The 25,845-nt window shown below is 70.5% G+C and carries 31 protein-coding genes; 18 read left to right on the top strand and 13 right to left on the bottom strand.

Annotation, left to right across the window (positions count from 1 at the left end):
- Positions 1–110 precede the first annotated feature (110 nt).
- Both mptB and AOZ06_RS27435 read left to right on the top strand, forming a co-directional pair.
- A complete protein-coding gene (gene mptB / locus AOZ06_RS27430; protein WP_054292035.1) occupies positions 111–1,523 on the top strand; it encodes a polyprenol phosphomannose-dependent alpha 1,6 mannosyltransferase MptB in 1,413 nt (470 codons plus the stop codon).
- Positions 1,520–2,089, top strand: coding sequence for a YbhB/YbcL family Raf kinase inhibitor-like protein (locus AOZ06_RS27435; protein WP_083471967.1), 570 nt, complete (start codon positions 1,520–1,522; stop codon positions 2,087–2,089). Before mptB ends, AOZ06_RS27435 begins: the two co-directional genes overlap by 4 nt.
- Before the next feature lie 51 nt (positions 2,090–2,140).
- Here the strand turns inward: AOZ06_RS27435 and AOZ06_RS27440 are convergent, their stop codons facing one another.
- Positions 2,141–2,734 (bottom strand): TetR/AcrR family transcriptional regulator, encoded by a 594-nt coding sequence (locus tag AOZ06_RS27440; RefSeq protein ID WP_054292037.1) that lies wholly within the window; start codon positions 2,732–2,734, stop codon positions 2,141–2,143.
- 109 nt (positions 2,735–2,843) lie between these two features.
- On the opposite strand from AOZ06_RS27440, the gene AOZ06_RS27445 reads away from it, so the two are divergent.
- The 4 genes from AOZ06_RS27445 (at position 2,844) to AOZ06_RS27460 (ending at position 6,573) form a co-directional block, all read left to right on the top strand.
- The gene (locus AOZ06_RS27445) at positions 2,844–3,983 is read left to right on the top strand and encodes an FAD-dependent oxidoreductase (RefSeq protein WP_054292038.1); all 1,140 of its coding nucleotides are present in this window, start codon (positions 2,844–2,846) and stop codon (positions 3,981–3,983) included.
- 124 nt (positions 3,984–4,107) lie between these two features.
- The gene (locus tag AOZ06_RS27450; RefSeq protein ID WP_054292039.1) at positions 4,108–4,995 is read left to right on the top strand and encodes an MBL fold metallo-hydrolase; all 888 of its coding nucleotides are present in this window, start codon (positions 4,108–4,110) and stop codon (positions 4,993–4,995) included.
- Between the two features lie 53 nt (positions 4,996–5,048).
- Complete coding sequence (locus AOZ06_RS27455; protein ID WP_054292040.1) at positions 5,049–5,483, top strand: nitroreductase family deazaflavin-dependent oxidoreductase; 435 nt, start codon at positions 5,049–5,051, stop codon at positions 5,481–5,483.
- A 163-nt stretch (positions 5,484–5,646) separates the two neighbouring features.
- Positions 5,647–6,573, top strand: coding sequence for a DMT family transporter (locus AOZ06_RS27460; RefSeq protein WP_169798986.1), 927 nt, complete (start codon positions 5,647–5,649; stop codon positions 6,571–6,573).
- Positions 6,574–6,591: 18 nt separating this feature from the next.
- On the opposite strand, the gene AOZ06_RS27465 is transcribed toward AOZ06_RS27460, so the two are convergent.
- Positions 6,592–7,476 carry a LysR family transcriptional regulator ArgP gene (locus AOZ06_RS27465; RefSeq protein WP_054292042.1) on the bottom strand — a complete coding sequence of 295 codons (885 nt, stop codon included), beginning with the start codon at positions 7,474–7,476 and terminating at the stop codon, positions 6,592–6,594.
- Between the two features lie 69 nt (positions 7,477–7,545).
- Between AOZ06_RS27465 and AOZ06_RS27470 the strand changes: the two genes are divergently transcribed.
- From AOZ06_RS27470 to AOZ06_RS27480, 3 genes are all read left to right on the top strand, one after another.
- Complete coding sequence (locus AOZ06_RS27470; protein WP_054292043.1) at positions 7,546–8,148, top strand: LysE/ArgO family amino acid transporter; 603 nt, start codon at positions 7,546–7,548, stop codon at positions 8,146–8,148.
- 507 nt (positions 8,149–8,655) lie between these two features.
- Complete coding sequence (locus tag AOZ06_RS27475) at positions 8,656–9,870, top strand: glycosyltransferase (protein WP_054296957.1); 1,215 nt, start codon at positions 8,656–8,658, stop codon at positions 9,868–9,870.
- A gap of 79 nt (positions 9,871–9,949) precedes the next feature.
- On the top strand, positions 9,950–10,795 hold the full coding sequence (locus AOZ06_RS27480) for an alpha/beta fold hydrolase (protein ID WP_054292044.1): 846 nt from the start codon (positions 9,950–9,952) through the stop codon (positions 10,793–10,795).
- Here the strand turns inward: AOZ06_RS27480 and AOZ06_RS27485 are convergent.
- A complete protein-coding gene (locus tag AOZ06_RS27485; protein WP_054292045.1) occupies positions 10,779–11,165 on the bottom strand; it encodes a VOC family protein in 387 nt (128 codons plus the stop codon). The two genes, AOZ06_RS27480 and AOZ06_RS27485, sit on opposite strands and share 17 nt — an antisense overlap.
- Positions 11,166–11,196: 31 nt before the next feature.
- Positions 11,197–11,811: a GNAT family N-acetyltransferase gene (locus AOZ06_RS27490; protein ID WP_054292046.1), complete on the bottom strand. Its 615-nt coding sequence runs from the start codon at positions 11,809–11,811 to the stop codon at positions 11,197–11,199.
- A gap of 52 nt (positions 11,812–11,863) precedes the next feature.
- On the opposite strand from AOZ06_RS27490, the gene AOZ06_RS27495 reads away from it, so the two are divergent.
- On the top strand, positions 11,864–12,766 hold the full coding sequence (locus AOZ06_RS27495; RefSeq protein WP_054292047.1) for an alpha/beta fold hydrolase: 903 nt from the start codon (positions 11,864–11,866) through the stop codon (positions 12,764–12,766).
- Here AOZ06_RS27495 and AOZ06_RS27500 read toward each other — a convergent pair.
- On the bottom strand, positions 12,750–13,172 hold the full coding sequence (locus AOZ06_RS27500) for a rhodanese-like domain-containing protein (RefSeq protein ID WP_054292048.1): 423 nt from the start codon (positions 13,170–13,172) through the stop codon (positions 12,750–12,752). The genes AOZ06_RS27495 and AOZ06_RS27500 overlap by 17 nt on opposite strands.
- A 99-nt stretch (positions 13,173–13,271) precedes the next feature.
- Here AOZ06_RS27500 and AOZ06_RS27505 point away from each other — a divergent pair, with 99 nt between their 5' ends.
- Entirely contained in the window at positions 13,272–13,742 is a 471-nt protein-coding gene (locus AOZ06_RS27505) for an Lrp/AsnC family transcriptional regulator (RefSeq protein ID WP_054292049.1), read from the top strand.
- Between the two features lie 186 nt (positions 13,743–13,928).
- Here AOZ06_RS27505 and AOZ06_RS27510 read toward each other — a convergent pair whose 3' ends face one another.
- Complete coding sequence (locus AOZ06_RS27510; RefSeq protein ID WP_054292050.1) at positions 13,929–14,294, bottom strand: ArsR/SmtB family transcription factor; 366 nt, start codon at positions 14,292–14,294, stop codon at positions 13,929–13,931.
- A 286-nt stretch (positions 14,295–14,580) separates the two neighbouring features.
- Here AOZ06_RS27510 and AOZ06_RS27515 point away from each other — a divergent pair, with 286 nt between their 5' ends.
- Both AOZ06_RS27515 and AOZ06_RS56835 read left to right on the top strand, forming a co-directional pair.
- Positions 14,581–15,579 carry a sodium:calcium antiporter gene (locus tag AOZ06_RS27515; RefSeq protein ID WP_054296958.1) on the top strand — a complete coding sequence of 333 codons (999 nt, stop codon included), beginning with the start codon at positions 14,581–14,583 and terminating at the stop codon, positions 15,577–15,579.
- 48 nt (positions 15,580–15,627) lie between these two features.
- The gene (locus tag AOZ06_RS56835) at positions 15,628–15,798 is read left to right on the top strand and encodes a hypothetical protein (protein WP_157233278.1); all 171 of its coding nucleotides are present in this window, start codon (positions 15,628–15,630) and stop codon (positions 15,796–15,798) included.
- A gap of 36 nt (positions 15,799–15,834) precedes the next feature.
- Here AOZ06_RS56835 and AOZ06_RS27520 read toward each other — a convergent pair whose 3' ends face one another.
- The gene (locus tag AOZ06_RS27520; protein ID WP_236951755.1) at positions 15,835–16,461 is read right to left on the bottom strand and encodes a TetR/AcrR family transcriptional regulator C-terminal domain-containing protein; all 627 of its coding nucleotides are present in this window, start codon (positions 16,459–16,461) and stop codon (positions 15,835–15,837) included.
- 71 nt (positions 16,462–16,532) lie between these two features.
- Between AOZ06_RS27520 and AOZ06_RS27525 the strand changes: the two genes are divergently transcribed.
- A complete protein-coding gene (locus AOZ06_RS27525; RefSeq protein ID WP_218921784.1) occupies positions 16,533–17,909 on the top strand; it encodes an FAD-dependent monooxygenase in 1,377 nt (458 codons plus the stop codon).
- 21 nt (positions 17,910–17,930) lie between these two features.
- On the opposite strand, the gene AOZ06_RS27530 is transcribed toward AOZ06_RS27525, so the two are convergent.
- The 3 genes from AOZ06_RS27530 to AOZ06_RS27540 all read right to left on the bottom strand — a co-directional run bounded on the left by AOZ06_RS27530 (position 17,931) and on the right by AOZ06_RS27540 (position 20,138).
- Positions 17,931–18,791 (bottom strand): hypothetical protein, encoded by an 861-nt coding sequence (locus tag AOZ06_RS27530; RefSeq protein WP_054292053.1) that lies wholly within the window; start codon positions 18,789–18,791, stop codon positions 17,931–17,933.
- Positions 18,788–19,306, bottom strand: coding sequence for a SigE family RNA polymerase sigma factor (locus AOZ06_RS27535; protein WP_054292054.1), 519 nt, complete (start codon positions 19,304–19,306; stop codon positions 18,788–18,790). Before AOZ06_RS27535 ends, AOZ06_RS27530 begins: the two co-directional genes overlap by 4 nt.
- Positions 19,307–19,394: 88 nt before the next feature.
- Positions 19,395–20,138 carry a class I SAM-dependent methyltransferase gene (locus tag AOZ06_RS27540; protein ID WP_054292055.1) on the bottom strand — a complete coding sequence of 248 codons (744 nt, stop codon included), beginning with the start codon at positions 20,136–20,138 and terminating at the stop codon, positions 19,395–19,397.
- Between the two features lie 141 nt (positions 20,139–20,279).
- Here AOZ06_RS27540 and AOZ06_RS27545 point away from each other — a divergent pair, with 141 nt between their 5' ends.
- From AOZ06_RS27545 to AOZ06_RS27555, 3 genes are read left to right on the top strand one after another with little or no spacing between them, the layout of a single operon-like run.
- A complete protein-coding gene (locus AOZ06_RS27545; protein ID WP_054292056.1) occupies positions 20,280–20,540 on the top strand; it encodes a hypothetical protein in 261 nt (86 codons plus the stop codon).
- Positions 20,541–20,556: 16 nt separating this feature from the next.
- Positions 20,557–22,353, top strand: coding sequence for a glutamine--fructose-6-phosphate transaminase (isomerizing) (gene glmS / locus AOZ06_RS27550; protein WP_054292057.1), 1,797 nt, complete (start codon positions 20,557–20,559; stop codon positions 22,351–22,353).
- Between the two features lie 57 nt (positions 22,354–22,410).
- Positions 22,411–22,797: a VOC family protein gene (locus AOZ06_RS27555; RefSeq protein WP_054292058.1), complete on the top strand. Its 387-nt coding sequence runs from the start codon at positions 22,411–22,413 to the stop codon at positions 22,795–22,797.
- Between the two features lie 20 nt (positions 22,798–22,817).
- Here the strand turns inward: AOZ06_RS27555 and AOZ06_RS27560 are convergent, their stop codons facing one another.
- On the bottom strand, positions 22,818–23,591 hold the full coding sequence (locus tag AOZ06_RS27560) for a hypothetical protein (RefSeq protein WP_054292059.1): 774 nt from the start codon (positions 23,589–23,591) through the stop codon (positions 22,818–22,820).
- Positions 23,592–23,864: 273 nt separating this feature from the next.
- Here AOZ06_RS27560 and AOZ06_RS27565 point away from each other — a divergent pair, with 273 nt between their 5' ends.
- Positions 23,865–24,179, top strand: a complete 315-nt coding sequence (locus AOZ06_RS27565; protein ID WP_157233279.1) for a hypothetical protein — start codon at positions 23,865–23,867, stop codon at positions 24,177–24,179.
- 24 nt (positions 24,180–24,203) lie between these two features.
- Here AOZ06_RS27565 and AOZ06_RS27570 read toward each other — a convergent pair whose 3' ends face one another.
- Both AOZ06_RS27570 and AOZ06_RS27575 read right to left on the bottom strand, forming a co-directional pair.
- Positions 24,204–25,010, bottom strand: coding sequence for an alpha/beta hydrolase (locus tag AOZ06_RS27570; RefSeq protein ID WP_179950748.1), 807 nt, complete (start codon positions 25,008–25,010; stop codon positions 24,204–24,206).
- 12 nt (positions 25,011–25,022) lie between these two features.
- A complete protein-coding gene (locus AOZ06_RS27575; protein WP_054292061.1) occupies positions 25,023–25,808 on the bottom strand; it encodes a DeoR/GlpR family DNA-binding transcription regulator in 786 nt (261 codons plus the stop codon).
- Between the last annotated feature and the right edge of the window lie 37 nt (positions 25,809–25,845).

Genomic DNA, 25,845 nt, shown 5'->3' on the forward strand with positions numbered 1-25,845 from the left:
ATAAAAACCGGATAAATGCCGTGCTTAACGGCAGAACAGGCTGTTCACAGTAGACCTTCGGCATGTTTCCGGTTCGACGTGCGCGGTTTGTGAGCGGTGGGTGCGGGCCTGTGATCCGGCTGGGGCTGGCCGGGTCCGTGCTGATCGCTCTCGGCGCGTTCGGCGCGGGCGCGACACTGCTGCGCGATCCGTTGTCCGGCACGCCGTTCGCGGCATGGGGTTACGGACACGGCCGGATGGTGGCCACCGCGGTGCTCTATCTCGGGATCGGCGTGCTGGTCTGGGCGTGGATCCGCGCCGCGCGGATGGACGCTCGTGGCATGGCACGTGCGACAGCGGTCTGGTCGGCACCGCTGTTGTTCGCGCCGCCGCTGTTCAGCACCGACTTGTACACGTATCTCGCCCAGGGTGCGGTGGCGGATGCCGGGTTCAATCCCTATCGGACTGTCCCGGCCGAGGTGCCCGGTCCGATCAGCGACAACGCCGCCGGTCAGTGGCTGTTCGTGCCGTCTCCCTACGGTCCGCTGTTCATCGGGCTGATGAGGAGCGTGGTGTCCGTGACGGGGACCGATCTGGTCGCGGCGTCGGTGCTGGCCAGGTTGGTGGTGGTCAGCGGGCTGTGGCTGCTGTGTCTCGCGCTGCCCCGGCTGTGTCGTCATCTCGGGGCACGGCCGCGGTTCGCGTTGTGGATCGGGGTGGCCAACCCGCTTGTCCTGCTGTATCTGGTGGGCGGCGCGCACAACGACCTGCTGATGATCGGCCTGATGGTCACCGGTGCGGTGCTGGTGCTCGATCACGCCCCGGTGCGCGGTTTCGCGGTGCTGACGGCAGCGGTTGCGGTGAAGGTCGCGGCGGTGGTGGCGTTGCCGTTCCTGGTGTGGGTGTGGGCGGCGAACCGGGTGCCGGGACGCCGTGTGACCGTGGGCGGGTTCGTCGGCGTGGCAACTGCTGCCGTGTCCATTGTGGTCGCGGTGTTCGGGGTGTGCACCGTCCTCGCCGGGGTCGATCTCGGGTGGATCGGCGCGCTGGACGGCAATACGGGCCTGGAACCGTGGCTGTCCGTGCCGACCGCGCTCGGCAAGATCACGAGCGCTGTGGTCGACGTCGACCACGCCCGGCTGATCACGGGATTCCGGGTGGTGGGGTCGGGAGTACTCGCGGGGCTCGTCGTCTGGTTGTGGTGGCGTTCGCGGGCCGGTGGCGCGGTGGCGTTACGGGGTGCGGCCCTGGCGCTGCTGGCGACCGTGTTGCTGGCGCCGGTGGTGTTCCCGTGGTATTTCACGTGGCCGTTGGCGTTCGGCGCGGCCGTCGGCTGGCAGGTTTCCCGGATCGCCGTCGCGGGCGCGGTGTCGATGTGGCTGGCGTTGAGCAGCCACCCGGACGGCAGGACCTTGTTGCCGGTCTGGGGTTTCGCCGCCGCGTTCGTGTTCTGCCTCGCGGTGGGCATCGTGCTGGCCTACGCTGGTCCCGACACACCTGCACCCCAACGGACGGGCCAACGCATCCTCGGGAGTGTCACGTGAGAAGCACAAGAACTGTGCTCTTTGCCCTGCTCGTCGTCTGGATCGCCGGTTTCCCGCCCGCCGCCACGGCAGGCCGGAACGCGTTCGCGCTGTCCAGCACCGCTTTCGCCAACGGCGGTGTGATCCCCAAGGTGCACGAGTGCACCAGCGGCGGGGGCAGCGACCCCGCCAAGAAGAACGAGTCGCCGCCGCTGGCGTGGTCGGGTGCCCCGGCCGGGGCCAAGAGCTACGCGATCGTCATGCGGGATCTCGACAACAACAACCTCATCCATTGGGTCATCTACGACATCCCGGTGACCTCGGCCTCGCTGCCCCAGAACGTCGAGCACGTCTACCGGCCCGCGGTCCCCGCGGGTTCCAGGCAGGTGTACTACCGGGGAAGCGCCAGTCTCTACGGCTACCAGGGGCCGTGTTCACCGTCGACGGTGAACACCTACGAGTTCGTGGTGCACGCGCTCAACCAGGCGTCGCTGACCAGCCTGAACACCAACTCGTCGACCCAGACGGCCGCGCGGGCCATCGCCGCGGCCTCGATCGGCTCGGCCAGGATCAGCGGGGAGTCGTAGCCCCCACGCCCTGCTGTGGCCGCCCACCTGCGTCACGGCGGCCACAGCGGGCTACTGGTCGTCCGCGCCGGGTGGCTGCCAGCCGCGGGTGAGGATGTGGAACATCTCCTCGACGGCGGCGCGGGGATCGTCCTGACCCCGGGTGAGGGTCGGGATCTCCAGGATGAACCGGGCCAGGGCACGGCAGGTGATGTTGTCGTGGTCCACGCCGATGTCGTCGGCGATGGCCGCGCTGAGGGCGGCTGTGTGCCGGGTCCACATGCGTTCGGCGTAGTCGCGCAGCGCCTGGGTGGAGTCGAGCAGGCGGGCGAACTCGGCGTGGCGCGGGTCGGCCGCGATCGGCAGCCAGGATTCCAGGACGTGCTCGTGCAGTGCCTCGACGATGCCCTGCCCGGCGGGGCGGTCGCGCACGGCGGCGACCAGCCGTGCTTCCCGGTTGTGGTCCTCGTCGAAGACGAGTGCCTCCTTGCAGGGGAAGTGCTTGAACAGCGTCGTGGTCGCCACGTCGGCCGCGTCGGCGATCTCCTTGATGCTCACCTGGTCGTAGCCGCGCTCGAGGAACAGCTCCAGCGCGGCGCCACCGATCGCCTGACGGGTGGCCGCCTTCTTGCGTTCCCGCCGCCCGCCCTCGGATGCCTTGTCCATCCGCACACCATACCCAAAAATGGTCACCGACCATAAGTGAACTGATTGCACTTTTGAACTCAGTCTGATTATCTGGACGGGAGGACACCCCGGACGAGAGGACCACGCCATGAACTCACCCACCCCGGCCACCGCCAGGATCAGCGTCGTCGGCGCGGGCCCCGGCGGGCTCACCTGCGCCCGCATCCTGCAGAAGCACGGCATCCCCGTGACGGTCTACGACCGCGATCCCCATCCTGGGGCACGAAACCAAGGCGGCACGCTCGACCTGCACGCCGACGACGGGCAGCTGGCCCTGCGTGAGGCAGGCCTGATCGACGAGTTCTTCCGGCTGGCTCGCCCGGAAGGCCAGGAGATGCGCCAACTCGACCTCGCCGGGCACATCGTGGAACACCACATGCCCGCCGCGGACGACCTGTTCAGGCCGGAGATCGACCGGGGTCAGCTGCGTGACCTGCTCCTGCGCTCACTGGAGCCCACAACCGTGCAGTGGGGCCGCACCCTCGAGAAAGTCGAGGGCCGCCAACTGCTCTTCACCGACGGCACCACCGTCGAGACCGACCTCGTCATCGGCGCGGACGGCGCCTTTTCCCGCGTCCGCCCGGCGGTGTCACCGGCCGTGCCGCAGTACTCAGGGATCACCTTCCTGGAGGCGTGGTTCCAGGACGTGGACAACAAGCACGCCGAGCTCTCGGCACTCGTGGGGCAGGGGAGCGCCACCGCGGCCGACGGCGATCGGGCCGTGTTCGCCCAGCGCAACAGCGGCGACCACATCCGGGTGTACATCATCCAGCAACTGCCGGCCGACTGGATCGCCGCGAACGGCCTGAGCGTGGGTGACACCGCCGGGATCCGCGCCCGGTTGCTCGACGTCTTCGCCGAGTGGTCGCCTGTCATGCGCCGGATGGTGAGCGACAACGACGGCCCGTACGTCGACCGCCCGTTGTTCGTCCTGCCGGTCCCGCACGCCTGGGAGCACTCGGCGACGGTGACGTTGCTCGGCGACGCCGCCCATCTCATGCCGCCGCTGGGCGTCGGTGCGAACCTGGCGATGCTCGACGCCTGCGACCTCGCCCTCGCGCTGGCCACTTCCGCCACCGTCGCCGACGCCGTCCGCACGTACGAGAAGACCATGATCCCCCGGTCGGTCGCGGAAGCCCGGCGGCTCGAGCACGGCGCGCACGGACTCCTGGACCGGCACGACTCCGATACCACTGTCCTGTTTGGACATACAAATGATGTTTCGTGAGAACAGATCCAGCGGTATATGTCAAATCCTTCGGACCGGATAGCCTTCCGTGGAACAAAACAAGACTGAACATCGGCGCGCGGTTGGTGTATTCCTGGAAATGGTCCCGAAAGGAGCTCACCGAATGCATCCCACCACGTCTGCCGGCACCGATTGGTACGTCAACGACCGGTGCACGAACTGCGACGTCGCACGGCAACTCGCGCCAGGGCTGATCGGCGAGGTCAACGGCAGGTCGGAGGTACTGCGCCAGCCCCGCAACGCGGCGGAAGTCCAGATGCTGCACGCGGCAGCGTACGCCTGCCACACCCGGTCGATCCGCCGCGCCGCCGCGCGACTGGAGCCGGAGCTCGACCCGTTCCCGCTGCGCATCGAGGGCCAGGTGTTCCTGTGCGGGCACAACTCGACCCAGACCGCGGGCGCCAATTCCTACCTCGTGGTCCGGCCCGGCGGCAACCTGATGGTCGACACCCCGCGCTGGAGTGAGCCGCTCGCGGACCGCTACGAGCAGCTCGGCGCGGTGACCGACGTCTTGCTGACCCACCGCGACCACGCCGCGCACGGCAGGAGTTACGCCGACCGGTTCGGCGCCCGGCTGTGGATCCACGAGGGCGATCTCGACGCGTCACCCGACGCCGACCAGGTGATCCGTGGCGCCGACCCGGTCGCGGTGGCCGACGGTGTGCTCGCGCACCCGCTCGCCGGGCACACCGAGGGCAGCGTTCTGTACATTGTGGATGATCGGTACTGCTTCTCGGGCGACAGCGTGTTCTGGTCGCGTGAGCTCGGCGATCTCGACGTCGCCGAGACCGTCACCTGGTATTCCGTCGAGGTCCTCGCCGAGTCGCTGGCCGCGTCGGCCGGCCGGTTGGCCTTCGAGTGGCTGCTGCCCGGCCACGGCGACCGCATGCACCTGGCCGCGGCGGAGATGGATCAGCGGTGGCGGCGGCTGGCAGCGCGCGTGGCGACCTTGAGTCCCCAGCCGATCGACTTCACCGCCGTCCGCTGGTAGCCGGTGTCCCGGGTGGCCCGGCGGTGGAGCAGGCCGGTGGCTAGATTTGGTCCATGGCCGGTATCCAGGACGCGATCATGCGCGCCCACCACCAGATCTACGCGCGCACCGACGGGCGGCTGGGGCACAAGCTCCTCGGCATACCGACCTTGCTGCTGCGCACGGTCGGCCGCCGGACCGGTCAGCCGCGTACCAGCGCGCTCGTCTACGCCCGTGACGGCGACACCTATCTGGTGGTGGCGTCCAACGGCGGCGGCCCCAAAGCCCCGGCCTGGCTGCACAACCTCACCGCCCAGCCCGACTGCGAGATCCAGGTCGCACGCAACCGGCTGCCGGTCCAGGCGGAGGCGGTGTGGCCCGACGATTCCCGTTACGCGGCGTTGTTCGCACGGTGTAACGGCAACAACCGGGGCCGCTACTCGACGTATCGGCAGCGCACGACCCGGCCCATCCCGATCGTCGTGCTGACCCCGCGATCCACTCGATAGCCGACGGCCACGCGGACCATCCAGGCGGTGAGCCCGCAGGTGGTCTCGCGTCGGGGTTCAGTAGCACTTTCCGACACCGAGCACGGTGTGGTGGTCGCTGTACCGGGCCGAGCGACCCGTGACGACCGAGAAGCCGGTTGGCGCCTCGGTGCTACTCTGGAATGTGAAAGCACAGGATAGCGCTATCGAGTCGACGGCGGAATTGCTTCCGGACACCCGGTTCGGGCGGCGCGCCACCATCGCGGTGGCTGTCACGCTGGTGCTGTGGGCGTGCGCGTTCGTCGCGATCCGGGTGGCGGTGGCGGGTTTCAGCAGTGGCGGGTTGTCGCTGGGGCGGCTGTTGATCGCGTCCGTGGTGATGGCGGTCGCCGCACCGTTCCTGGGTGTGCGGATGCCGTCGCGTTCGCACGTGGTGCGGATCGTCGGGTGTGGGCTGGCGGGGATGGCCGGGTATCAGGTCCTGCTCAACGCCGGTGAACGCACGGTGTCCGCCGGGACGGCGAGCATGGTGGTCAACTCCGGGCCGGTGTTCGCGGCGTTGCTGGCGTTCGTGTTGCTCAAGGAGCGGATCACCGGGTGGGGCTGGGTCGGGATCGCGCTCGGGTTCGCCGGCGCGGTCACGATCACGTTCGCGCAGGGCGCGACCCTGCGGCCGAGCGTGGACGCGTTGCTGGTGCTGGCGGCGGCGTTGGCGCAGTCGCTGTACTTCGTGGTGCAGAAGCCGTTGCTGTCGCATTACAGCGGGTTCGAGGTGACGTGCTACGCCACCTGGGTCGGCACGCTGGTGATGCTGCCCGTGTTGCCCGACCTGATCACCGAGCTGCCCGCGGCGGACGGTGATTCCCTGGCGGCGTTGCTGTTCCTCGGTGTCGGGCCCAGCGCGATCGGCTACGCCACGTGGGCGTACGCGCAGGCCAGGCTGCCGGTCGCGACCGTGACCAACACGCTGTTCCTGGTGCCGTTCCTGTCGATCGGGATCGGCTGGGCGCTGCTCGACGAGACCATTCACGTGCTGGCGCTGGTCGGCGGTCTGATCGCGCTCGGCGGCGTGGCGCTCAGCCGCCGCGGCGGCCGTCGGCCGGTTCGCTGAGCCCCGGTCCGACGCCTCTCAGCGCAGTGCCTGTTTCGCGCCCTGCACGACGGCGCCGGCCACGGCGGCGAGGGCGGGTGAGTCCAGTTTCCACTGCTGCCAGTGCAGGGGGACGTCCAGTGGCCGGTCCGGGGCGAGGTCGACCAGTGCGCCGCCGAGTGGCGCGGCCTGCGCTTCGGGCACCATGCCCCAGCCGAGGCCGGCGACCACGGCGTCCACAAAGGATTGGGATGCCGGGATGTGGTGGCGCACGGGGGTGAAGGCGCGGCGCCGGGTGAGTGCGCGCAGGAACCGGTCCTGCAGGTCGTCGTTGCGGTCGAACACGATCATCGGCGCGGTGGGCAGCTGGTGGGTGAGCGGCCCGTCGGCCAGCCAGCGCGTGACGAACTGCGGGGTGGCCATCGCGCGGTAGCGCATCCGGCCCAGGCGCCGTGACGTGCAGCCCTGCACCGGATGCGGGGCCGCGGTCACGGCGGCGGTCACCAGGCCTTCGCGCAGCAGGGCCGCGGTGTGGTCCTGGTCTTCGCGTTGCAGGTCGAAGCAGATGCCGAGGTGTTCGGGCACGCGGGCCAGTGCGGGCAGCAACCAGGTGGCCAGCGAGTCGGAGTTCACCGCGATCGCCAGGGTGCGCGTGCCGTGCTCGCCGAGGCCGAGTTCGCTGCGCGTGTCCTGTTCCAGGTGGGCCACTGTGCGGGCGAACCGGACGATGACCTTGCCGGATTCGGTGAGCCGCACGGGTTTGGTGCGCAGCAGCAGGACGCGCCCGACGCGTTGTTCGAGTGCTTTCACCCGCTGGCTGACCGCGGACGGCGTCACGTGCAGCACGGCCGCGGCCGCGTCGAAGCTTCGCTCGTCCACGACGGCGAGCAGGGTCCTGACCTGGTCGAGCGGCAAATCCGACATCACGAGCGCTAATGTTACGTAAGAATCTTTAGCTGGAGTGATGTGCCGGCCGGTGCTTACCGTGCGGGGGTGCTTGCTGTCGTGCTCGCCGGGTTCGGGACCGGCCTGTCGCTCGTCGTCGCCATCGGTTCGCAGAACGCTTTCCTGTTGCAGCAAGGGTTGCGTGGTGGCGCGGTGGCTCCGCTGGTGGCGATCTGCGCGGTGTCCGATCTGGTGCTGATCGCGCTGGGAGTCAGCGGGTTGGGCGCGGTGCTGGGCCGGTGGCCCGCGGCGATCACCGCGATCACGGTCGGCGGTGGGGTGTTCCTGCTCGGTTACGGCCTGCTGGCGGCGCGGCGCGCGATGCGGCCGTCGGTGATGACCGTGGGCCACGAGCGGACGCCGGCACGCAAGGCGGTGCTGGCGTGCCTGGCGTTCACGTGGCTCAACCCGCACGTGTACCTGGACACGGTGCTGCTGGTCGGCGCGATCGCCGTCGCGCAGGGCGACGGGCGGTGGATGTTCGGTGTCGGCGCGTGCCTGGCGAGCGTGGTGTGGTTCAGCGCGCTGGGGTTCGGGGCGCGGCGGCTGTCGGGGGTGTTCGCCCGGCCGGGGGCGTGGCGGGTGCTCGACGTCGTCATCGCGGTGACGATGACCAGCCTGGGCACGGCGATGCTGCTCAGCCGGTTGTGAGGTCAGGGGTGGGTGTGCAGGACCAGGCGCAGCCCGGACAGTGAGTGTGTGTCGAGCCGGTCGTGTGCGAGGTCCGAGGGCGACTGGCCGTCGGCGGCGGGATGGGCCACGCCGCCTCCGCGAACGCCGCACACGTCACAACCGAGGAGCCTAACCGGTGACGGGAAAGCGTTCGGTTGTTCGGCATGGGCGGCCGACGGCCGCGAGCGGGGCGCATTCTGCGTCATGGGCTGCGTCAACGGGCGTGGCCACACGCCGGAGCTTGCCCGGCTCCGCCGTCACGAAAGTACTGGGCGCGTTGCGCAGGGGCGCGCCCAGTATTCGTGGCCGTGCCCGGGCGGGTCGGCGGGGAATCGCGGGGGCGGAGCCCGATCGGGAAGGATAAGACGCCCGTTCCCTCTCCCCACTTCAACGTATAGCCGACCGGGGGGCTTGCGGCAAGACCCGGGTGGTGCCGCAGAATTCGTCGGCCAACCGCCGTGACGTGGGGAAATGGGGATTCGCAAAGTGCGTGTTGTGTTGACGACGTGGGGTACGCGCGGGGATGTCGAACCGCTGGCGGGACTCGCGGTGGGGTTGCGGGATCTCGGTGCGCAGGTGCGGGTGTGCGCGCCACCGGACGACGACTTCGTGACGTTGCTGGCGCGGGCGGGTGTGCCGCTGGTGCCCATGGGCCCGAGTGTGCGTTCGGTGGTGGCCAACCCGAAGCCGCCGACGGCGCAGGACGCGCTGCGGCTCGCGCCCGAGCTGGTCGCCGCGCGGTTCGAAACGCTCACCGCGGCGGCCGAGGGCTGTGACGTGCTGCTGGCGACGGGTCTGATGCCGGTTGGTGCGCGGGATGTGGCCGAGGCACTGGGTATCGGTTACGTGTACGGCTGCTGCCAGATCTTCGGCTTGCCGTCGCGGTACTTCTCGCCCGGGGCGCGGCCGGGCACGCCGTCGCCGCAGGACGAGACGGACAAGCGGGTGCTGTGGGAGCAGGACGCGCAGCGGGTGAACGCCTTGTACGGCGAGCCGCTCAACAGCCATCGGGCCGCGCTCGGCCTGCCGCCGGTGGACAACGTGCGCGACCACGTCTACACCGGCCGGCCGTGGCTGGCGGCGGATCCGACGCTGTGCCCGTCGCAGGGCATGACGGATTTGGATCTCGTGCAGACCGGTGCGTGGATCCTGCCTGACGACCGGCCGCTGCCGCGGGACCTGGAGGCGTTCCTGGACGCCGGTGAGCCGCCGGTGTACGTGGGGTACGGCAGCATGGCCGCGCACGCGCCGGCCGATGCCGCGCGGGTGGCGATCGAGGCGGCCCGCGCGCACGGCCGCCGGCTCGTCCTGGCCCGCGGCTGGGCCGGGCTGGTGGCGGCCGACGACGCCGGGGACTGTGTGGTGGTCGGTGAGGTCAACCAGCAGGCGTTGTTCCGCCGGGTGGCCGCTGTGGTGCATCACGGCGGCGCGGGTACCACGACGGCGGCGGCACGGGCGGGTGCGCCGCAGGTGATCGCGCCGCAGATCGCGGATCAGCCGTACTGGGCGAGCCGGGTGGCGGCGTTGGGCATCGGGGTGGTCCATCACGGGCGGACGCCGACCGTCGAGTCGATGTCCGCAGCGTTCGACACGGTCCTGCGGCCGGAGGTGCGGGCCCATGCGCGGGTCACGGCCGACCTGGTCCGTGCGGACGGGGCGACGGTGGCCGCGAAGCTGCTGCTGGACAGGTTCGGCCGGTAGCACCTCGCACCGATTAACTCTTTACCGTGTAAAGTGCCTGTTATCGCTTTACACGGTAAAGAGTTATGGGAGGGTAGCTGTGGTTCAGGCGACGCTGCACGACGGTCAGCGCATCGACGTGGAAGTGGACGGCAACGGGCCAGTGCTGCTGCTGGCGGTCGACCCGGCGCCCGCCAGCGGTGACCGTGCGGAAGAACTGCGCAAGTGGGGTACGGACCCGGCCTTGGGCCGGTCGCTCATCGACGGCCTGAGCGACCGGTTCCGTGTGGTGGCCTTCGACTATGAGGGACACGTGTTGGCCCACCCGAAGCCGGACACGCTGACGCCGGACAACGTGGTGGCCGACATCCTGGCCGTGGCGGACGCGGCGGGCGCCGACCGGTTCGCCTACTACGGCTACTCGTGGCTGGCGCTGACCGGGCTGCAGCTGGCGATCCGCACCGAGCGGCTCACCGCGCTGGCCATGGGCGGCTATCCGCCGCTGGACGGCCCGTACCCGGAGATGCTCGCGGTCACCACCGCCACGCACGCGATGGCGACCGGTGCCCCGAGCGCGCCGCCGTCGCACGGGGCACCGGAGGGCGAGTTCGACTGGTCGAGCGCGGAGATGACCATGACCGAGCCGCAGACGCGGCAGTTCATGAGCCTGTATCTGGCGTTGCGGGATTTCGACGACCGGGCCGCGCAGTCACGGGTGACGTGCCCGCGGCTGTGTTTCGCCGGGTCGAAGGACGTGATCGGCTACGACGAGCGGTGGGGCGGGGTGACGGTGGACATCGCCCGGCCGTTCACGGACAACCGCGACGAGTTGACGGCCGCGGGATGGGCGGTCCATGTGCTGGACGGCCTGGACCACACCACGGCCATGCAGCCGTCGGCGGTGCTGCCCATCCTGCGGCCGTGGCTGCTCAGTGCGACTGGCTGATCATGATCAGGTTGCCGCAGGTGTCCTCGAACACCGCGTTGGTGACCGGTCCCATGCTGGTCGGCGGCTGGGTGAACCGCACGCCCAGCCCGGTCAGCCGGTCGTATTCGGCCTGGACGTCGTCGGTGCCGAACATGGTCGCCGGGATCCCGGCTTCGCGCAGGCGGGTCTGGTAGTCCTTGGCGATGTCCGTGCCGTTGGGCTCCAGCAGCAGCTCGACGCCGTCGGGCTCGCCGGGTGAGGTGACGGTGAGCCAGCGGGCGGCGCCCGCCGGCTCGTCGGTCTTCTTCTCGAAGCCGAGCACGCCGGTGTAGAAGGCCAGCGCCTTGGCCTGGTCGTCGACGAACACACTGGTCACGACAATCTTCATAACCAGTACCCTACACTTATATAAGACGAAACTAAAATAGCGGCGTGTTGGACCAGTGCCGGCCGCGGGTGGGCCGCCAGTGCCGGCCGCGCCCGGGACGGCCGGGCAGCGGCGGCTCGGTGAAGGTGTCGGCGGTGACGCTCATCTCCACCATGAACGTGAAGCTGCCACGCGACAGGTCCGGGTCGAGCACGCGGTCACGCTCGCGGAACCCGAGGCCGGCGTGCAGGGTCAGCGAGGCGAAGTTGCTGCCGTGGATGCCGACGTCGCACGCGAGGTACGCGCGCTCGCGGAACATGAACGCCAGCAGGACGGTGATGGCGTCCGCGGCGTAGCCGCAGCGCCGGTGGCGTGGCCCGATCCCGATGCCGTACCCGAACCGGGCGCCCGCCGGGTCGGCCTGGACGCTCATCGAGCCGACCAGCACCCCGCCGCGCACGGTCTCGATCGCGAACTGGAGGTCGTCGTGGGAGTCCTCGGTGCGGTGGGCGGCCCAGTGCCGGTAGTGGGCAGCACGCGGGTGCCCGCCGGGATCGCGGTCGAACCCGATCAGGGTGCGCCGGTCGGCGGCGCCGACCTCACGCAGCCGGACCTTCCGGCCGGTGAGGCCGGTGAACAGCGGGGCTTGGCGCGCACGCGTGATCATCGAGGGTGACCATACCGGGTGTGATCGGCTCGCGGTGCCGCAGAATCAGGCAATGGCGGAGACGAGCGCGGACATCAACGGGGTGCGGATCTGCTACGAGACCATCGGCGACCCCGGCGGGCGGCCGTTGCTGTTGGTGATGGGTCTCGGCGGGCCGATGATCTGGTGGGACGACGAGCTGTGCGAGTTGCTGGCCGACCGCGGGTTCCGCGTGATCCGGTTCGACAACCGCGACTGCGGCCGGTCGCAGTCGATGACCGGCCAGGCCTCGCTGGTCGGGTCGCTGCTGGGGTCGTGGACGGGCGCGCGGGTCGGGCAGCCGCCGCCGTACACGCTCGCCGACATGGCCGACGACGCCGCCGGGCTGCTGGATCACCTGGGCATCGACGCGGCGCACGTCACCGGGGTGTCGCTGGGCGGGATGATCGCGCAGACGCTGGCGATCCGGCACCCGGCGCGGGTCACGTCGCTGGTGTCGGTGATGTCCACGACCGGCGGCAGACGGGTGGGCTGGCCGCACCCGAGGGTGCTGCCGTCGCTGCTGGGCAGGGCGCCGCGCGGCCGGCAGGCCTATGAGGAGGCGGTGCTGGCGACGTTCAAGCTGATCGGTTCGCCGGGGTTCGACTTCGACGAGGAACGGATGCGCGTGCGTGCACGCCGTACATACGACCGGGGCATCAACCGGGCCGGGACGCTGCGGCAGCTGGTGGCGATCACCTCGGCGGCGGACCGGGCACCGCGGCTGCGCGGGCTGCGGGTCCCGGCGCTGGTGATCCACGGCAAGGCCGATCCGCTGGTGCACGTCTCGGGCGGGACGGCGACCGCGCGGGCGATCCCCGGTGCCGAGCTGATCCTGGTGCCGGGCATGGGCCACGACCTGCCGCGCGCGGTGTGGCCGACGCTGGTGGACGGCGTCGACCGCACCGCGCGCCGCGCGGTCAGCAGTCACACGTGATGGCGTGCGGCGGGGCGGTGAGCGGGTCGGCCGCCTGCCGCGTCGTGCCGGTGTCGGTCTGGACCGGGAAGCCCTCGCGGATCCAGTACTCGATGCCGCCGAGCATCTCCTTGACCTGGTAGCCGAGTGTGGCGAACTGGAGTGCCGCGCGGGTGGCGCCGTTGCAGCCCGGCCCCCAGCAGTAGGTGACCACCGGCGTGGCCGGGTCGATGCTCGCCGCCGCCCGCTCGGCGATCTCGGCGTGGGGCAGGTGGACCGCGCCGGGGATGCGGCCGTGCCGCCAGCCCGCGTCCCCGCGCGAGTCGACCAGCACGAAGCCGGGGCCGGCGCTGCCCAGTGCGGCGTGCACGTCGGAGACGTCGGTCTGGAACCGCAGGCGGGCGGTGAAGAAATCCACGTTGTTCATGATCGGAACGCTATGCCGCAGCCGCCCGCCGCTGAAGTGGTGATCAACGGCGTTGTCCGTGTCCGGCCGGGGTTTCCACGGGCGTTATCCTCAGGGGCCGTGGAAACCTTGGACGCCACGGATTGGCGGATCCTGGAGGAGCTCCAGCGTGACGGCCGGGCCAGTTACGCCGAGCTGGCCAGGGCGGTGTCGATGTCGCCCTCGGCGGTGACCGAGCGGGTGCGCCGGCTCGAGCAGGCCGGGATCATCCGCGGCTACACGGCGGTCGTCGACGCCGACCGGCTGGGGTTCGTGATCCTGGCGCTGGTGCGGTTGCGGTACCCGACGGGCAACTACAAGCCGTTCCACGACCTGCTGGCCGTCACCCCGGAGATCATCGAGGCGCATCACGTGACCGGCGACGACTGTTTCGTGCTGAAGGTGCTGGCCCGGTCGATGCGGCACCTGGAGGCCACGACCGGCCGGATCAGCGGGCTGGGGCCGGTGACCACGAACGTGGTGTACTCCAGCCCGCTGGCCCGCCGCGACCTGACCGGTGAGCTCAGGACGCCGCCCACGGGCCGAGGCTGAAGCCGCCGTTGTCGTGCCGGAGGCTTTTCCCTCGCCAGGGGCCGACCTCTGGGCAGGAGTCCCCCGAGGCCCTTTTCTGCGCTTGCGCGCCGGCCGCTCGGGGTTGGTTCGCGTTCGGGCGCTTGCCGTTGGTTTCACTATCCTTTTAGGACGTCTTGGTGTTTCTTGCGGGTCGCCAGCGTTCGGTCATGGTGTGGGTCGCGTGGGGTGGCGGGGCATCGGCGGGTCGGGTGCGAGGCTGCCGTCCGGGGCGATGTGTTCGAAGATCTGCTCGACCAGGGTCAGCACGTGCGGGTCTTCCACGGCGTAGATCTGGCGGCGGCCTTCGCGGCGGGCGGCGACGAGACCGGCGAGGCGGAGTTTGGCCAGGTGCTGACTGACCGCGGCGACGGTCGTCCCGATGCGTTCGGCCAGTGTGCCGACGTCGTACTCGTGGCGTGCCAGCAGCCAGACGACGTGCAGCCGGGTGGGGGCCGACAGCAGCGCGAACGTGGCCGCGGCGGACTGCAGCTGCGGCCGGGTGGGCTCGTCGGTCGGTGTCGGTTCGCTCATGTCATGGGTGATTCTTGCGGAACGAGGCCCGCGCCACAGTCTGACGCTTGCGCAATTGATTGACAATCAGCGCCGGGTGCGGCAGGGTTGATCTCGAACGAAGGGGAGTAGCCCCCAACGCCTTGGTCGACACACTGGCTCTCACGGGCCCGGCCGGGCGGCCTTCTCGTGCAGGAAGGCGGGCGAGACCTTCGACCCATGACGGACGCATGACTTGTGATGCGCGCCGGGGGTCGAGGTCGCCGGTGCGCTCCGGGGAGTTCGTCCCGCGGTGCGGGAGGATCCCGTGATTCATTTCGTGTTGCTGATCGCCTGCGCGGTCGCCATCTACCTGTCCTGCGAGTGGTTCGTCAACGCGGTCGAGTGGCTCGGTCGCCGGATGAAGGTCGGCACGGTCGCGGTCGGCACGGTACTGGCGGCGATCGGGACCGCGCTGCCCGAGAGTGTCGTGACGTTCGTGGCTGTGGCGTTCGGTGACACGCCCGAGCAGCGTGACATCGGTGTGGGCGCGGCGATGGGCGGACCGTTGGCGCTGGCCACGGTCGCCTACGGGGTGATCGGCTGGAGCCTGCTGGCCGGCCGCCGTTCCCGCCAGGCCGGTGTCACGCAGGACTGGGGCGACGTGGGCAAGCTCGCCAAGGACCAGACCTGGTTCGTCGCGGTGTTCGTGGTCAAGGTGGCGCTGGGGCTGGTGGCGTTCGCGATCAAGCCGTGGCTGGGGTTGCTGTTCTTCGCGGTGTACGCCGTGTACTGCGTGCGGGAGATGCGTCAGAAGGACGAGGACGGCGCCGAGGATGAGCTGGCGCCGTTGAAGCTGCAACGGCGGCGCGCGGCTCCGGCGACGTGGGCGGTGGTGGCGCAGACGCTGGGCGCGCTGGCGGTGATCTTCGCGGCGTCGAAGCTGTTCGTGGTGCAACTGGACACGGTCGGCCCGATGCTGGGCCTGTCGGCGACGTTGACGGCGTTGCTGCTGGCGCCGATCGCGACGGAGTTGCCGGAGATCATGAACGCGGTGATCTGGGTGCGCCAGGGCAAGACGAAGCTGGCGCTGGCGAACGTGTCGGGGTCGATGATGATCCAGGCGACGGTCCCCAGCGGGTTCGGTCTGTTGTTCACGCCGTGGCGGCTGGACGCGCCGTTGCTGATCGCGGGCGGGGTGACATTGCTGGCGGTGGTGTACCTGCTGATCACGTTGCGGTCCGGGCGGTTGAGTGTGCGCCGGTTGTCGGTGGCGGCGGCGTTCTACGGGTTGTTCGCGGTGGCGCTGGTGCCGGTGTTCGCCTGAGTCAGCCATGGGAGCGAGCCGGTGTTGTCGCCGAGGGGGTTCTAGCAGGTGAGGGATGTCGTCGTCGTGGGCACCGGCGGGCAGGTGCCGCAGCAGGCGGTGGATCTCGGTGCGCGGCGGGCGCGGCAAGGGCGTGCCCGGGCGTCCACGTTCGGCCGGGTCGTGGTGGGCGTGGGCAGGTGCGTGGCGGCCGGGCTGCGAGAGCGGCGGCGTGGGTGACCAGATGGCAGTGCGGCGGGGTGCGCGGGCAATACGTCAGGTGCGCCAGGTGGCGACACCGGTGATGATCGCTTGCAGGCCGCGGGTGTAGCGGCGGTCGAAGTCGGTGAACAGCGCGGGGCCCGCGGCGGCGGCCAGTGGGACGTTCTCGTGGGCCATGCGTTCGGTGCGGTGGTCGATGTCGTAGCGCTCGTCGCGTTCGCCGGGGCGTGGGTAGACGGCTTGTTCCTCGATGACGTAGCCGATCGTGTAGGTGTACACGGTCCAGAAGACCTGCCCGGCGTCCTCGAGGCTGAACCCGGCGCCGGTGAGCAGGCGCAGGGCGGCGTCCTGGTGGCGGTAGACGCTGGTGTCGGTGAGGTGGGTGCCGGCGAACATCTTCGCGCCGTCGCGGTAGCGCAGCAGCATCTGCCGCATACCTTCGCCGAAGGTGAGCGCGAACTGCTCCCAGGCGGTGTCCTCGGGGATGGGCTGGGCGTGGTCGGCCAGCAGGGTGCTGGCCATCTCGTCGATGAGGTCCTGCTTGCTCTTGAAGTGCCAGTACAGCGCGGGCGGCTGGACGCCGAGTTCGGAGGCGATCTTGCGCAGGGTGAGCGCCTCCAGGCCGACCTGGTCGAGCACGCGCAGGCCGGTGCGGACGATCGCGGAGCGGTCAAGGGCCACGGGTTGACACCTTAACAGCATTAAGCTGTACTTAATGACGTTAAATTGAATGTCGTTAAGGAGTGGTGGCGGTGGCGGACGTACTGATCGCCGGGGCGGGCCCGACCGGGCTGACGCTGGCGGTGGACCTGGCCCGGCGCGGGGTGGCGTGCCGGATCGTGGACAAGGAACCGGTGTTCGCGACGGGGTCGCGTGGCCGGGGGATGCAGCCGCGCACCCTGGAGGTGTTCGACGACCTCGGCCTGCTCGACGCGGTGTTCGCGCACGGCTCGGCGTATCCCCCGATGCGCGCCTACCAGGGCAGTGAGGTCGTGTGGGAGGGCGTGATGAGCGAGCCGACCGACCCGACACCGGACGTGCCGTACCCCAACGGGTGGATGATCCCGCAGTGGCGCACGGCGGCGTTGCTGCGTGAACGGCTGGCAGGGTTCGGCGGGCAGGTCGAGCTGGGCACGGAATTGGTCGCGCTGGAGCAGGACGAGGACGGGGTGATCGCGACGCTGAGCCGCGACGGGCGGGCAGAGCGGGCACGGTTGGCGTACGTGGTGGGCGCGGACGGCGGCAAGGGAGCGGCGCGGCGGCTGCTGGGTGTGCCGTTCGAGGGCGTGACCCAGGAGGATTTCCGGGTGCTGGTCGCCGACGTGCGGGTGACGGGCCTGGACCGGGAGCACTGGCACTTGTGGCGGGAGCCGATGATCGGGCTGTGCCCGCTGGGTGGGACGGACTCGTTCCAGCTGACCATCGCCGATCCGGAACGCGAGCTGGCGACCCTGGCGGATCTGGCGGGGTATGTCGCGGAGCGGACCGGGCGGACGGATTTCCGGCTGGACGGCCTGACCTGGTTGACCGAGTGGCGGCCGAACACCCGGATGGCGACGCGGTTCCAGGTGGGCCGGGTGCTGCTGGCCGGGGACGCCGCGCACGTGCACCCGCCGACCGGTGGGCAGGGCCTCAACACGGGCGTGCAGGACGCCTACAACCTCGGCTGGAAGCTGGCGGCGGTGATGGGCGGGGCGCCGGGGTCGTTGCTGGCGACCTACGAGCAGGAGCGGCTGCCGGTCGCGGCGCACGTGCTGGGGCTGAGCACGCGGCTGTTCGAGCAGCGCACGATGACGCGGGGCCGCGAGGAGCGGCAGCTGGGTTTGTCCTACCGGGGCGGGCCGCTGGCGGTGGACGACCGGCCTGCGCCGGGGGTGTTGCGGGCCGGGGACCGGGCGCCGGACGGCCCGTGGGAGGGCAAGACGTTGTTCGACGTGTTCCGCGGCCCGCACTGGACCCTGCTGGAGTTCGCCGGACCGGCGGGGGCCTATGACGTCCGGCCGGGCACGTGGGTGCTGGTCCGGCCGGACGGCTACCTCGGTGTGGTGACGGAGAACCCGGCGACGGTGGACGCCTGCCTCGGTCACCTCGGGTGTGCCCGAGATGACGTCGTCACCGCGCGGGTCTGATCCTCTACTGGAGCTTGAGGGTTACTGGACCTTGAAGGCGGGGTTGAGGGTCGTCTGGGCGAGCTGGTCGACGCTCATCGGGCCCTCGTTCAGGCCGCCCTTGCCGGACGCGTCGTTGTTGGGCGCCTTGGACTGGGCGACGAACACGACGGTGCCGTCCTGGTAGCGGTAGGCCGCGACGTTGTCGATGCGGGGGTCCTGGGTTTTGCTGATCACGCCGACGGTCTTGCCCTGTATGTCGCGGGTCGAGCAGGTGCCGCTGACGCCCCAGAACGTCGGGGCCAGCGCACACACGTCCGGGTTGGTGTAGCCCTCGCCGCCGGGGGTGTGCACCTCGACGATCACCCGCCCGTGTCCGCCGTGCTGCATGGACTTCGGGGTGACCGCGACGGTGGCCATGTATTCCCAGGCCTGCTGGGCGTTGCCGGGGCCGTAGTTGTTGGCGAACTGGGCCTGGGCGCTGGTGACCTTGCGGCCTTCGCCGTCGGGGTAGGTGAGGTTGTCGGAGACGATCAGGGTCGCGGGTACGGCGGCTTTGAGGGTGGCCAGCAGCGCGTTGGCGCGGTCGGCGTGGGCGCCTTTGCCGGCGGTGCGGTCGGTCTGGCCGTCGGGGAAGGAGGTCTTGGTGCCGTCCGGGCCGAGGCCGGTGCTGGCGGCCGCGGCGTCGATCGGCAGCGATGCGCCGCTCGGGGTGAGCGCGAAGACGGTTCCGGCGGTGAGGGCGACCACGGCGGCGCCCGCGCCGGCACCGGCCCAGGTGGCGCGGCGGCGTTTGTGGGCGCGTTTGGCGGTGTCGAGGGCGGCGGTGGGGTTCATGGTGGGCGGCTGGCTGCTGACCGCCATCATCTCCCTCAGGCCGTCGCGCAGTTCCTGCTCGTTCATCCAGCTGTCCTCTTTCGATCAACGGTCGGGGTCATCTGGTCGGTGAGCAGGCCGCGCAGCGTCTGCAGCCCCCGCGCGGCCTGGCTTTTCACCGTCCCTGTGGAGCAGTTGAGGACGTGCGCGGTCTCGTCGACCGACATGTCCTCCCAGTAGCGCAGCACGAGGACCGCGCGCTGACCGGGTGGTACCTGCTTGAGCGCTTCCTGCAGGACCATCCGGTCCTCGGGCCCGTACCCGGTGATCGGGACGTCGGCGTGTTCGCTCGCGACGCTTTCCTTGCGGAACCAGCCGAGGCGTCGTTCGGACAGGAATGTCCGCACGAGTGTCTGGCGTGCGTAGGCGTCCATCGCCTCGCGCTTGGCGATCCGTTTCCACGCGAGGTACAGCTTGGTGAACGCCACCTGAACCAGGTCCTCGGCGCGGTGCCAGTCCCCGCACAGCAGGTATGCCGTACGGCGCATGGCATCCGACCGCGCCGCGAAGTAGTCCGCGAACGCGGTGTCCCGATCGGTCATCGATCCCCCGGGGTGTTCATGTCGTGTGCTGTCGTTACTGCAGTAGTCACGCTCGCGGGGACGCGGCGGGTTGCACGTCCGGGTGAGATCATCCGTCGCCGCGGTGGCGGGCGGCGACGAACGCGCTGGCGGCGGTGTGTTTCTCGGGCAGCTGGTAGGCGCAGAGGACGTCGAAGCCGTGGTTGTCCAGGTAGTACTCGAGTTCTTTGGGGTGCAGCAGCCGCAGGTGGGCCAGGTCGTGCACGAGGCCTTGGGCGCGGCGCCAGGTGCGGTGTTGTTCGAGCAGCTGCTGGGCGTGGTGGTGGCGGTATTCGGTGATGGCGTCGGCGCGCAGGTCGGGGATGTCGATGGTGAGGGTGCGGGGCAGCTCGCCGGTGCGCAGCGGGTCGATGACTTCGACGATGAGCACGGTGCCGGGCCGGCTGTGCGCGGCGCAGGTGGCCATGACGCGGTCGATGTCGCGGTTGGCGTGGATGTCGGCCAGTGCGTAGCCGAAGGTGGTGATGGCCTCGAAGGTGCGCTCGAGCCGGAGGGTGCGCATGTCGCCGAGCCGGAAGTCGATGCGGGGGCGGCGGTGGCGGGCGTAGTCGAGCATGGCCCGCTGGTGGTCGACGCCGACGACGTCGGGGATGAGGGTGGCGAGGTACTCCAGGTCGCGGCCGGTGCCGCAGCCGAGGTCGAGCAGGCTGGCGGGCTGGTGACCGAGCTGGTCGTGCAGGATGGTCTCGGCGAGGCGTGCCACGGCGTGGCCGGCGCCGTCGTAGGCCACTTCGTAGAGCTCGGGGTGGCGGTAGAGCAGGTTGCTGGCGCCGGTATCGGTCTGCCTGTCCATGCCCTTCGATGGTCCGCACCCGATCGATCGACATCCAGCCGGGGCCGGGAAGTTCACTCGGTCGTGAGCAACCTCGCAACTGTGCCCGATTTCGGGCACAGAAGTTGAGTTCGGGGGTGGGTGGTGCCAGGCTCGGACGCCATGACGCAGACGGAGCTGGTGCGGCACGTGGTCGCCACGACCGGGCTGGCTCCGGAGACGGCGGCGCGGCTGATCGCGGACGTGGTCGCGTACTTCGGCGAGACCGCGGAGCAGTTCGTCCGCCGCAGGCACGCGGAGCTGCGGCGGCGGCACTACGGCAACGCCGGCATCTGGCCGGTGATCGCGGCGGAGCTGGCCGAGCGGCGGGTCGCGGCCCCGGAGTTGTCCGAGCGTCAGCTGCGGCGGATCGTGTACGGCTGAAAGGGACTCTTATCCAATGTGCGGGATCGTCGGCTATGTGGGGCACCGTGACGCGGCGCCGATGCTGCTGGAAGGGCTGCAGCGCCTGGAGTACCGCGGGTACGACTCGGCGGGAGTGGCACTGGTGCACCGGGGCCGGTTGAAGACCCACAAGGCGGCGGTGCGGGTGCGTGAGCTCAAGGAGCAGGTCGGCAAGGCTCCGGGCGTGGTGGGTGTGGCGCACACGCGCTGGGCCACCCACGGTGAGGTGACCGACGTCAACGCCCACCCGCACACCGACACCTCGGGCCGGTTCGCGGTGGTGCACAACGGGATCGTGGAGAACTCCGACGAGCTGCGGGCGAAGTTGTCGGCGCAGGGCGTGACGCTGGTGTCGGAGACCGACACCGAGGCGCTGGCGCACATGATCGCCGCGTCCGCCGAGCAGCACGAGACCCTCGAGGATGCGGTGCGGGCGGCGCTGCGCGGCGTGGAGGGCACCTACGGCCTGGTGGTGCTGGACGCGCGGCGCCCGGCCGAGCTGGTGGTGGCCCGCAACGGCAGCCCGATCGTGCTGGGGGTGGGTGAGGGCGAGATGTTCATCGCCTCGGACGTGGCCGCGCTGGTGCGCCACACCCAGCGGGTGGTGTACCTGGAGGACGGTGAGATCGCGACCGTGCGCGCCGGGGATTTCGAGACCTCCGGCCGCGCGGAGACGGTGGACCTGGCCGACGAGGACTACCAGCTGGGTGAGTTCCCGGACTTCATGCGCAAGGAGATGGCCGAGCAGCCCGAGGCGGTGCGCCGCGCGCTGCGGGGACGGCTGGACTCGCGGTTCGCCACGGCGCACCTGGGTGGTCTGCGGCTGGACCCGCGGGATCTGCGCGCGGTGCGCCGGGTGAAGTTCCTGGGCTGTGGCACGGCGTACTACGCGGGGCAGATCGGCGCGAACCTGGTGGAGGAGCTGGCGCGGATCCCGGCGGACGCCGAACCGGCCTCGGAGTTCCGCTACCGCAACCCGGTGGTGGATCCGGACACCTTGTACGTGGCGATCTCGCAGTCGGGCGAGACGCTGGACACCCTCGCGGCGGTGCAGGAGCTCAAACGCAAGGGCGGCAAGGTGATCGGCGCGGTGAACGTGGTCGGGTCGGCGGTGGCGCGGGAGTGCGGCAGTGGCGTGTTCCTGCACGCGGGCCCGGAGGTGTCGGTGGCGTCGACGAAGGCGTTCACCAACATGGCGGTGTCGTTCGCGATGCTGGCGCTGTGGCTGGGCCGGGTGCGGGACCTGTCGGCGGCGCACGGCACGCGGCTGGTGTCGGCGTTGCAGCAGCTGCCGGACCAGATCGCCTCGATACTGGAGACCGACTACGAGGTGGCGGCGGTGGCGCGCAAGTACGCGCACGCCAGTCACATGTTCTTCATCGGCCGGGTGCGGGGCTGGCCGGTGGCGCGGGAGGGCGCGCAGAAGCTCAAGGAGATCTCCTACGTGCACGCCGAGGCCTATCAGGCCGCGGAGCTCAAGCACGGGCCGCTGGCGCTGATCGACGCGCAGATGCCGAGTGTGGTCGTGGTGCCGCGCGATGAGTTGCTGGCCAAGAACATCGGCACGATCGAGCAGATCAAGGCGCGTGGCGGGCCGGTGATCGCGGTGACGAACGCGGATCTGCCGGACGGGCTGGCGGACGCGGTGCTGCGGGTGCCGCGCAACGAGCCGGAGCTGGACCCGGTGCTGCTGACGATCCCGCTGCAGATGCTGGCCTACCACGTGGCCTCGGCGCTGGGCCGGGACATCGACAAGCCGCGCAACCTGGCCAAGAGCGTCACGGTGGAGTGAGGGGCGGGTCCGTTTCGTTCAAGACCGCCGGTGAGCGGTGCTCGTAGGGTTGGGCCCATGACTGTTCGATTGAACGCGCTGTCGATCGTCGCCGCGGACATGGGCCGTTCCCTGGCGTTCTACCGGTGTCTCGGCCTGGACATCCCGGCCTCGGCGGACACCGAGCCGCACGTGGAGGTGACGTTGCCGGGCGGGATGCGGCTGTTGTGGGACACCGAGGACGTGGTGCGGTCGTTCCAGCCGGACTGGGTGCGGCGCGGCAGTGACGGCATGTCGCTGGCGTTCGAGGCCGGCAGCCCGGCGGAGGTGGACAAGGTGTACGCGCAGCTGGTCGAGGCGGGCCATCACGGCGAGCTGGCGCCGTGGGACGCGTTCTGGGGACAGCGGTACGCGGTGGTGCTGGATCCGGACGGCAACGGCGTGGACCTGTTCGCGGCGCTGTAGGGCCGTCCACGTGGGCAGGTCTAGGGCTGTTGCTGGGTGGGCGGCGCGGTCGCCGCGGCGCGCTGGGCGGCGCCCTCGGCTTTGCCCTTGCGCCAGGACGCGGCGGTGTCCTTCGGGTCGATGAGCAGGGTCAGGGGGAACCCGAGGAGCAGCACGAGCACGGGCAGGGTGAGTACCCACATCAGGATGATGTTCCAGCCCCACGCGTCGGCCAGGGCGGGTGCGATGAGGAAGTCGGTGGCGAGCAGCAGGATCAGCGCGGCCACGAAGTACACGGTGTTGGCGTGGTCGACCGCTCCGGGCCCGGTGGGGGCGCCGCGCTTGAGGCGGTAGGTCAGGGTGATCGCCGCGACCAGGGCCCACGGGCCGCTGGGGTAGCCCAGTTCGATGCCGATCATGAGCGCCCAGATCGGGCCGAGCACGCAGGTGATGGCCACGAGGCCGAGCACGCCCGCCTTCTCGCCCGCGAGCACCGTCACCGTTCCCACGCTGAGGATGACGAACAGGCTGATCGGGATGGCGAAGGTGATCGGCCGCGCGCCCCACAGCCCGAAGGCCTGGAAGGTCAGCCACGTCCCGGCGACGATCAGGACGAACAGGCTGAGGTTCACCTTCAGCGTCTCGCCGCCGTCGCGGCCGGTGATCCAGACGCCGAACGCGACCACGAACGCGGCGACGATGAACGCCAGCGCGATGGACAGCCCGCCGGGCACGCCGAGTTCGGCGAACAGGACGAACAGCGGCATCACCACCAGCATGCACGCGAAATACCAGATGGTCCGGCTGAGAAACACGTTTCCTCCCCCAGGGGCTGTTACTGCGTTCGGAGTAGTGATAGCAGTTTCCAGCCGCTGGAGGGTGAGCGGATTCACCTGATCGTGATCACGGCGGCGCGGCTCCGGCGATGGAGTCCGGGTTCGGGATGGACCAGTGGCTGCGCGGCGGGGACGGTGAGCTGGCCGAGCCGTGCGGGCTGCTCGGGGTGGGTGTGGCCGGTGAGTTCCTGCGCTAGCTGCGCCGGTACGACACGGGGCCCGCTGGGTGCGGTTCGCGGGCGGTCGGTGGCGGTGTCGGCGCAACGCTGGACGCAGCTGCCGCGAGCCGAGCAGGACACGCTGACCACGGTGTTGTCGCGGTGGGAGGCGCGGATGCGCGCGCTGGAGCCGCTGTATGCCAAGCGGGCGGATCCGGCGGTGGTGCAGCGCGTGTCGTGGACGCTGCGGGGCGTGCGGCACATGGATCACATGTTCCGGGGCGTTGAACGGGCTGTTCACCGGCACGGGCCTGCCCGCGGACAACTCGGTGCGGGTCCGGTACATGGCCGACTCGCCGCGGTGGTGTCCATCCCGTCCGTGACGCAGGACGCCACGATCCCGTTCTGAGCGCCGGCCGATGCGGGGACGGGGTCAGGGGCGGGTGATGGCGTCCAGCAGCGCGGGGCCGTCGAGCAGGACGCGGTCGTTGTGATCGGCGCCGGGGATCTCGACCAGCCGGGCGCGCCCGGCGCGGGCGACCTCGCGGCTCTGCTCGGGCGGGATGACGGAGTCGGCGGTGCCGAGCACGACGGTGACCGGCGCGGTGACGCGCGGGAGGGTCTCGGCGAGGGGGAACCGGTCGCGCAGCAGCAGCCGGACGGGCAGGAACGGGTAGTGCTCGTGGCCCGCGGCGGCGAGGTCGGTGAACGGTGAGCGCAGGATGAGCGCGGCGGGCGGGTGTTCGGCGGCGAGGTCGGTCACGACGGCGCTGCCGAGGCTTTCGCCGTAGTAGATCAGCTGCGCGGGTGGGACGCCGAGGTCGTCGGTGAGGAACCGGTGGGCGGCACGGATGTCGAGGGCGAGGCCGTCCTCGCTGGGGCTGCCGGGGTTGCCGCCGTAGCCGCGGTAGTCGACCAGCAGCACGGCCATGCCGCGGGCGGCGAGCGCGGCCGCCAGGGGAGCGCGGTCGGCGCGGTTGCCGGCGTTGCCGGGGGCGACGAGCACGACGGCGTACGGGCCGGGCTGGGCGGGTGGGACGAGCCACGCGCCGAGTTCGAGGCCGTCGCTGGTGCGCAGCCGCACGTCGGCCGCGCCGGGCAGCACGTCGCCCGCGGGCGTGACGGGGTCGCTGTCGGGCAGGTAGATCAGTGACCGTTGCACCAGCCAGACCAGCCAGAGCAGCACCACGATCACGGCGGCGGTCGCGATGAGCACACGGACCAGCCTGGCACGCGTCATCGTGCTGTCGTGTCAGGCACGGATGACCTGCACGCCCGCGTCGGTGAACTCGGCGACCACGCCGGTGTCCGCGCCGGAGTCGGTGATGAGCACGTCGACCTGGCGGATCTCGCAGATGCGGGCGAAGGCGTGCCTGCCGAGTTTGGAGGAGTCGGCGACGACCACGACCTGGCGGGCGCGGGCGACCATGAGCTGGTTGATGCTGGCCTCGCCTTCGTTGTACGCGGTGGCCCCGGCGGTGGCGCTGATGGCGTCGACGCCGAGGAACAGGTGATCGAGGGTGAGCTGTTCGAGCACGAGGGTGCCCAGCGGGCCGGTCAGCTCGTAGGACTGGGGCCGCACGACGCCGCCGGTGACGACGATCTTGACGTGCTGGCGGACGGTGAGCTCGTTGGCGATGTTGAGCGCGTTGGTCACGACGGTCAGCGCCGCGTCGCCGCCGGCGGCGTGCAGGTCCGCGCGGGTGGCCAGGGAGCGGGCGACTTCCGTGGTGGTGGTGCCGCCGTTGAGCCCGACGACACGGCCGGGGCGGATCAGCGCGGACGCCGCGCGGGCGATGCGGTCCTTCTCGGTGGCGTGCCGCGCGGTCTTGTAGCGCAGCGGCAGGTCGTAGGAGACGTTGTTGGCGGTGGCACCGCCGCGGGTGCGGGTGACCATCTGCTGTTGTGCCAGGCGGTCGAGGTCGCGGCGGATGGTCGCGGTGGACACGTCCAGTTCCTGCGCGGCGGTGTCGACTTCCAGGCGCCCGTCCCGCGCGATGATCTCCAGCAGGGCGTTCCATCGCTCGTGCGACGCCATCGTTCCTCCACTTTCTGGACCCGAATCGGTGCAGATC

Source organism: Kibdelosporangium phytohabitans (genome assembly GCF_001302585.1).
GTDB lineage: Bacteria > Actinomycetota > Actinomycetes > Mycobacteriales > Pseudonocardiaceae > Kibdelosporangium > Kibdelosporangium phytohabitans.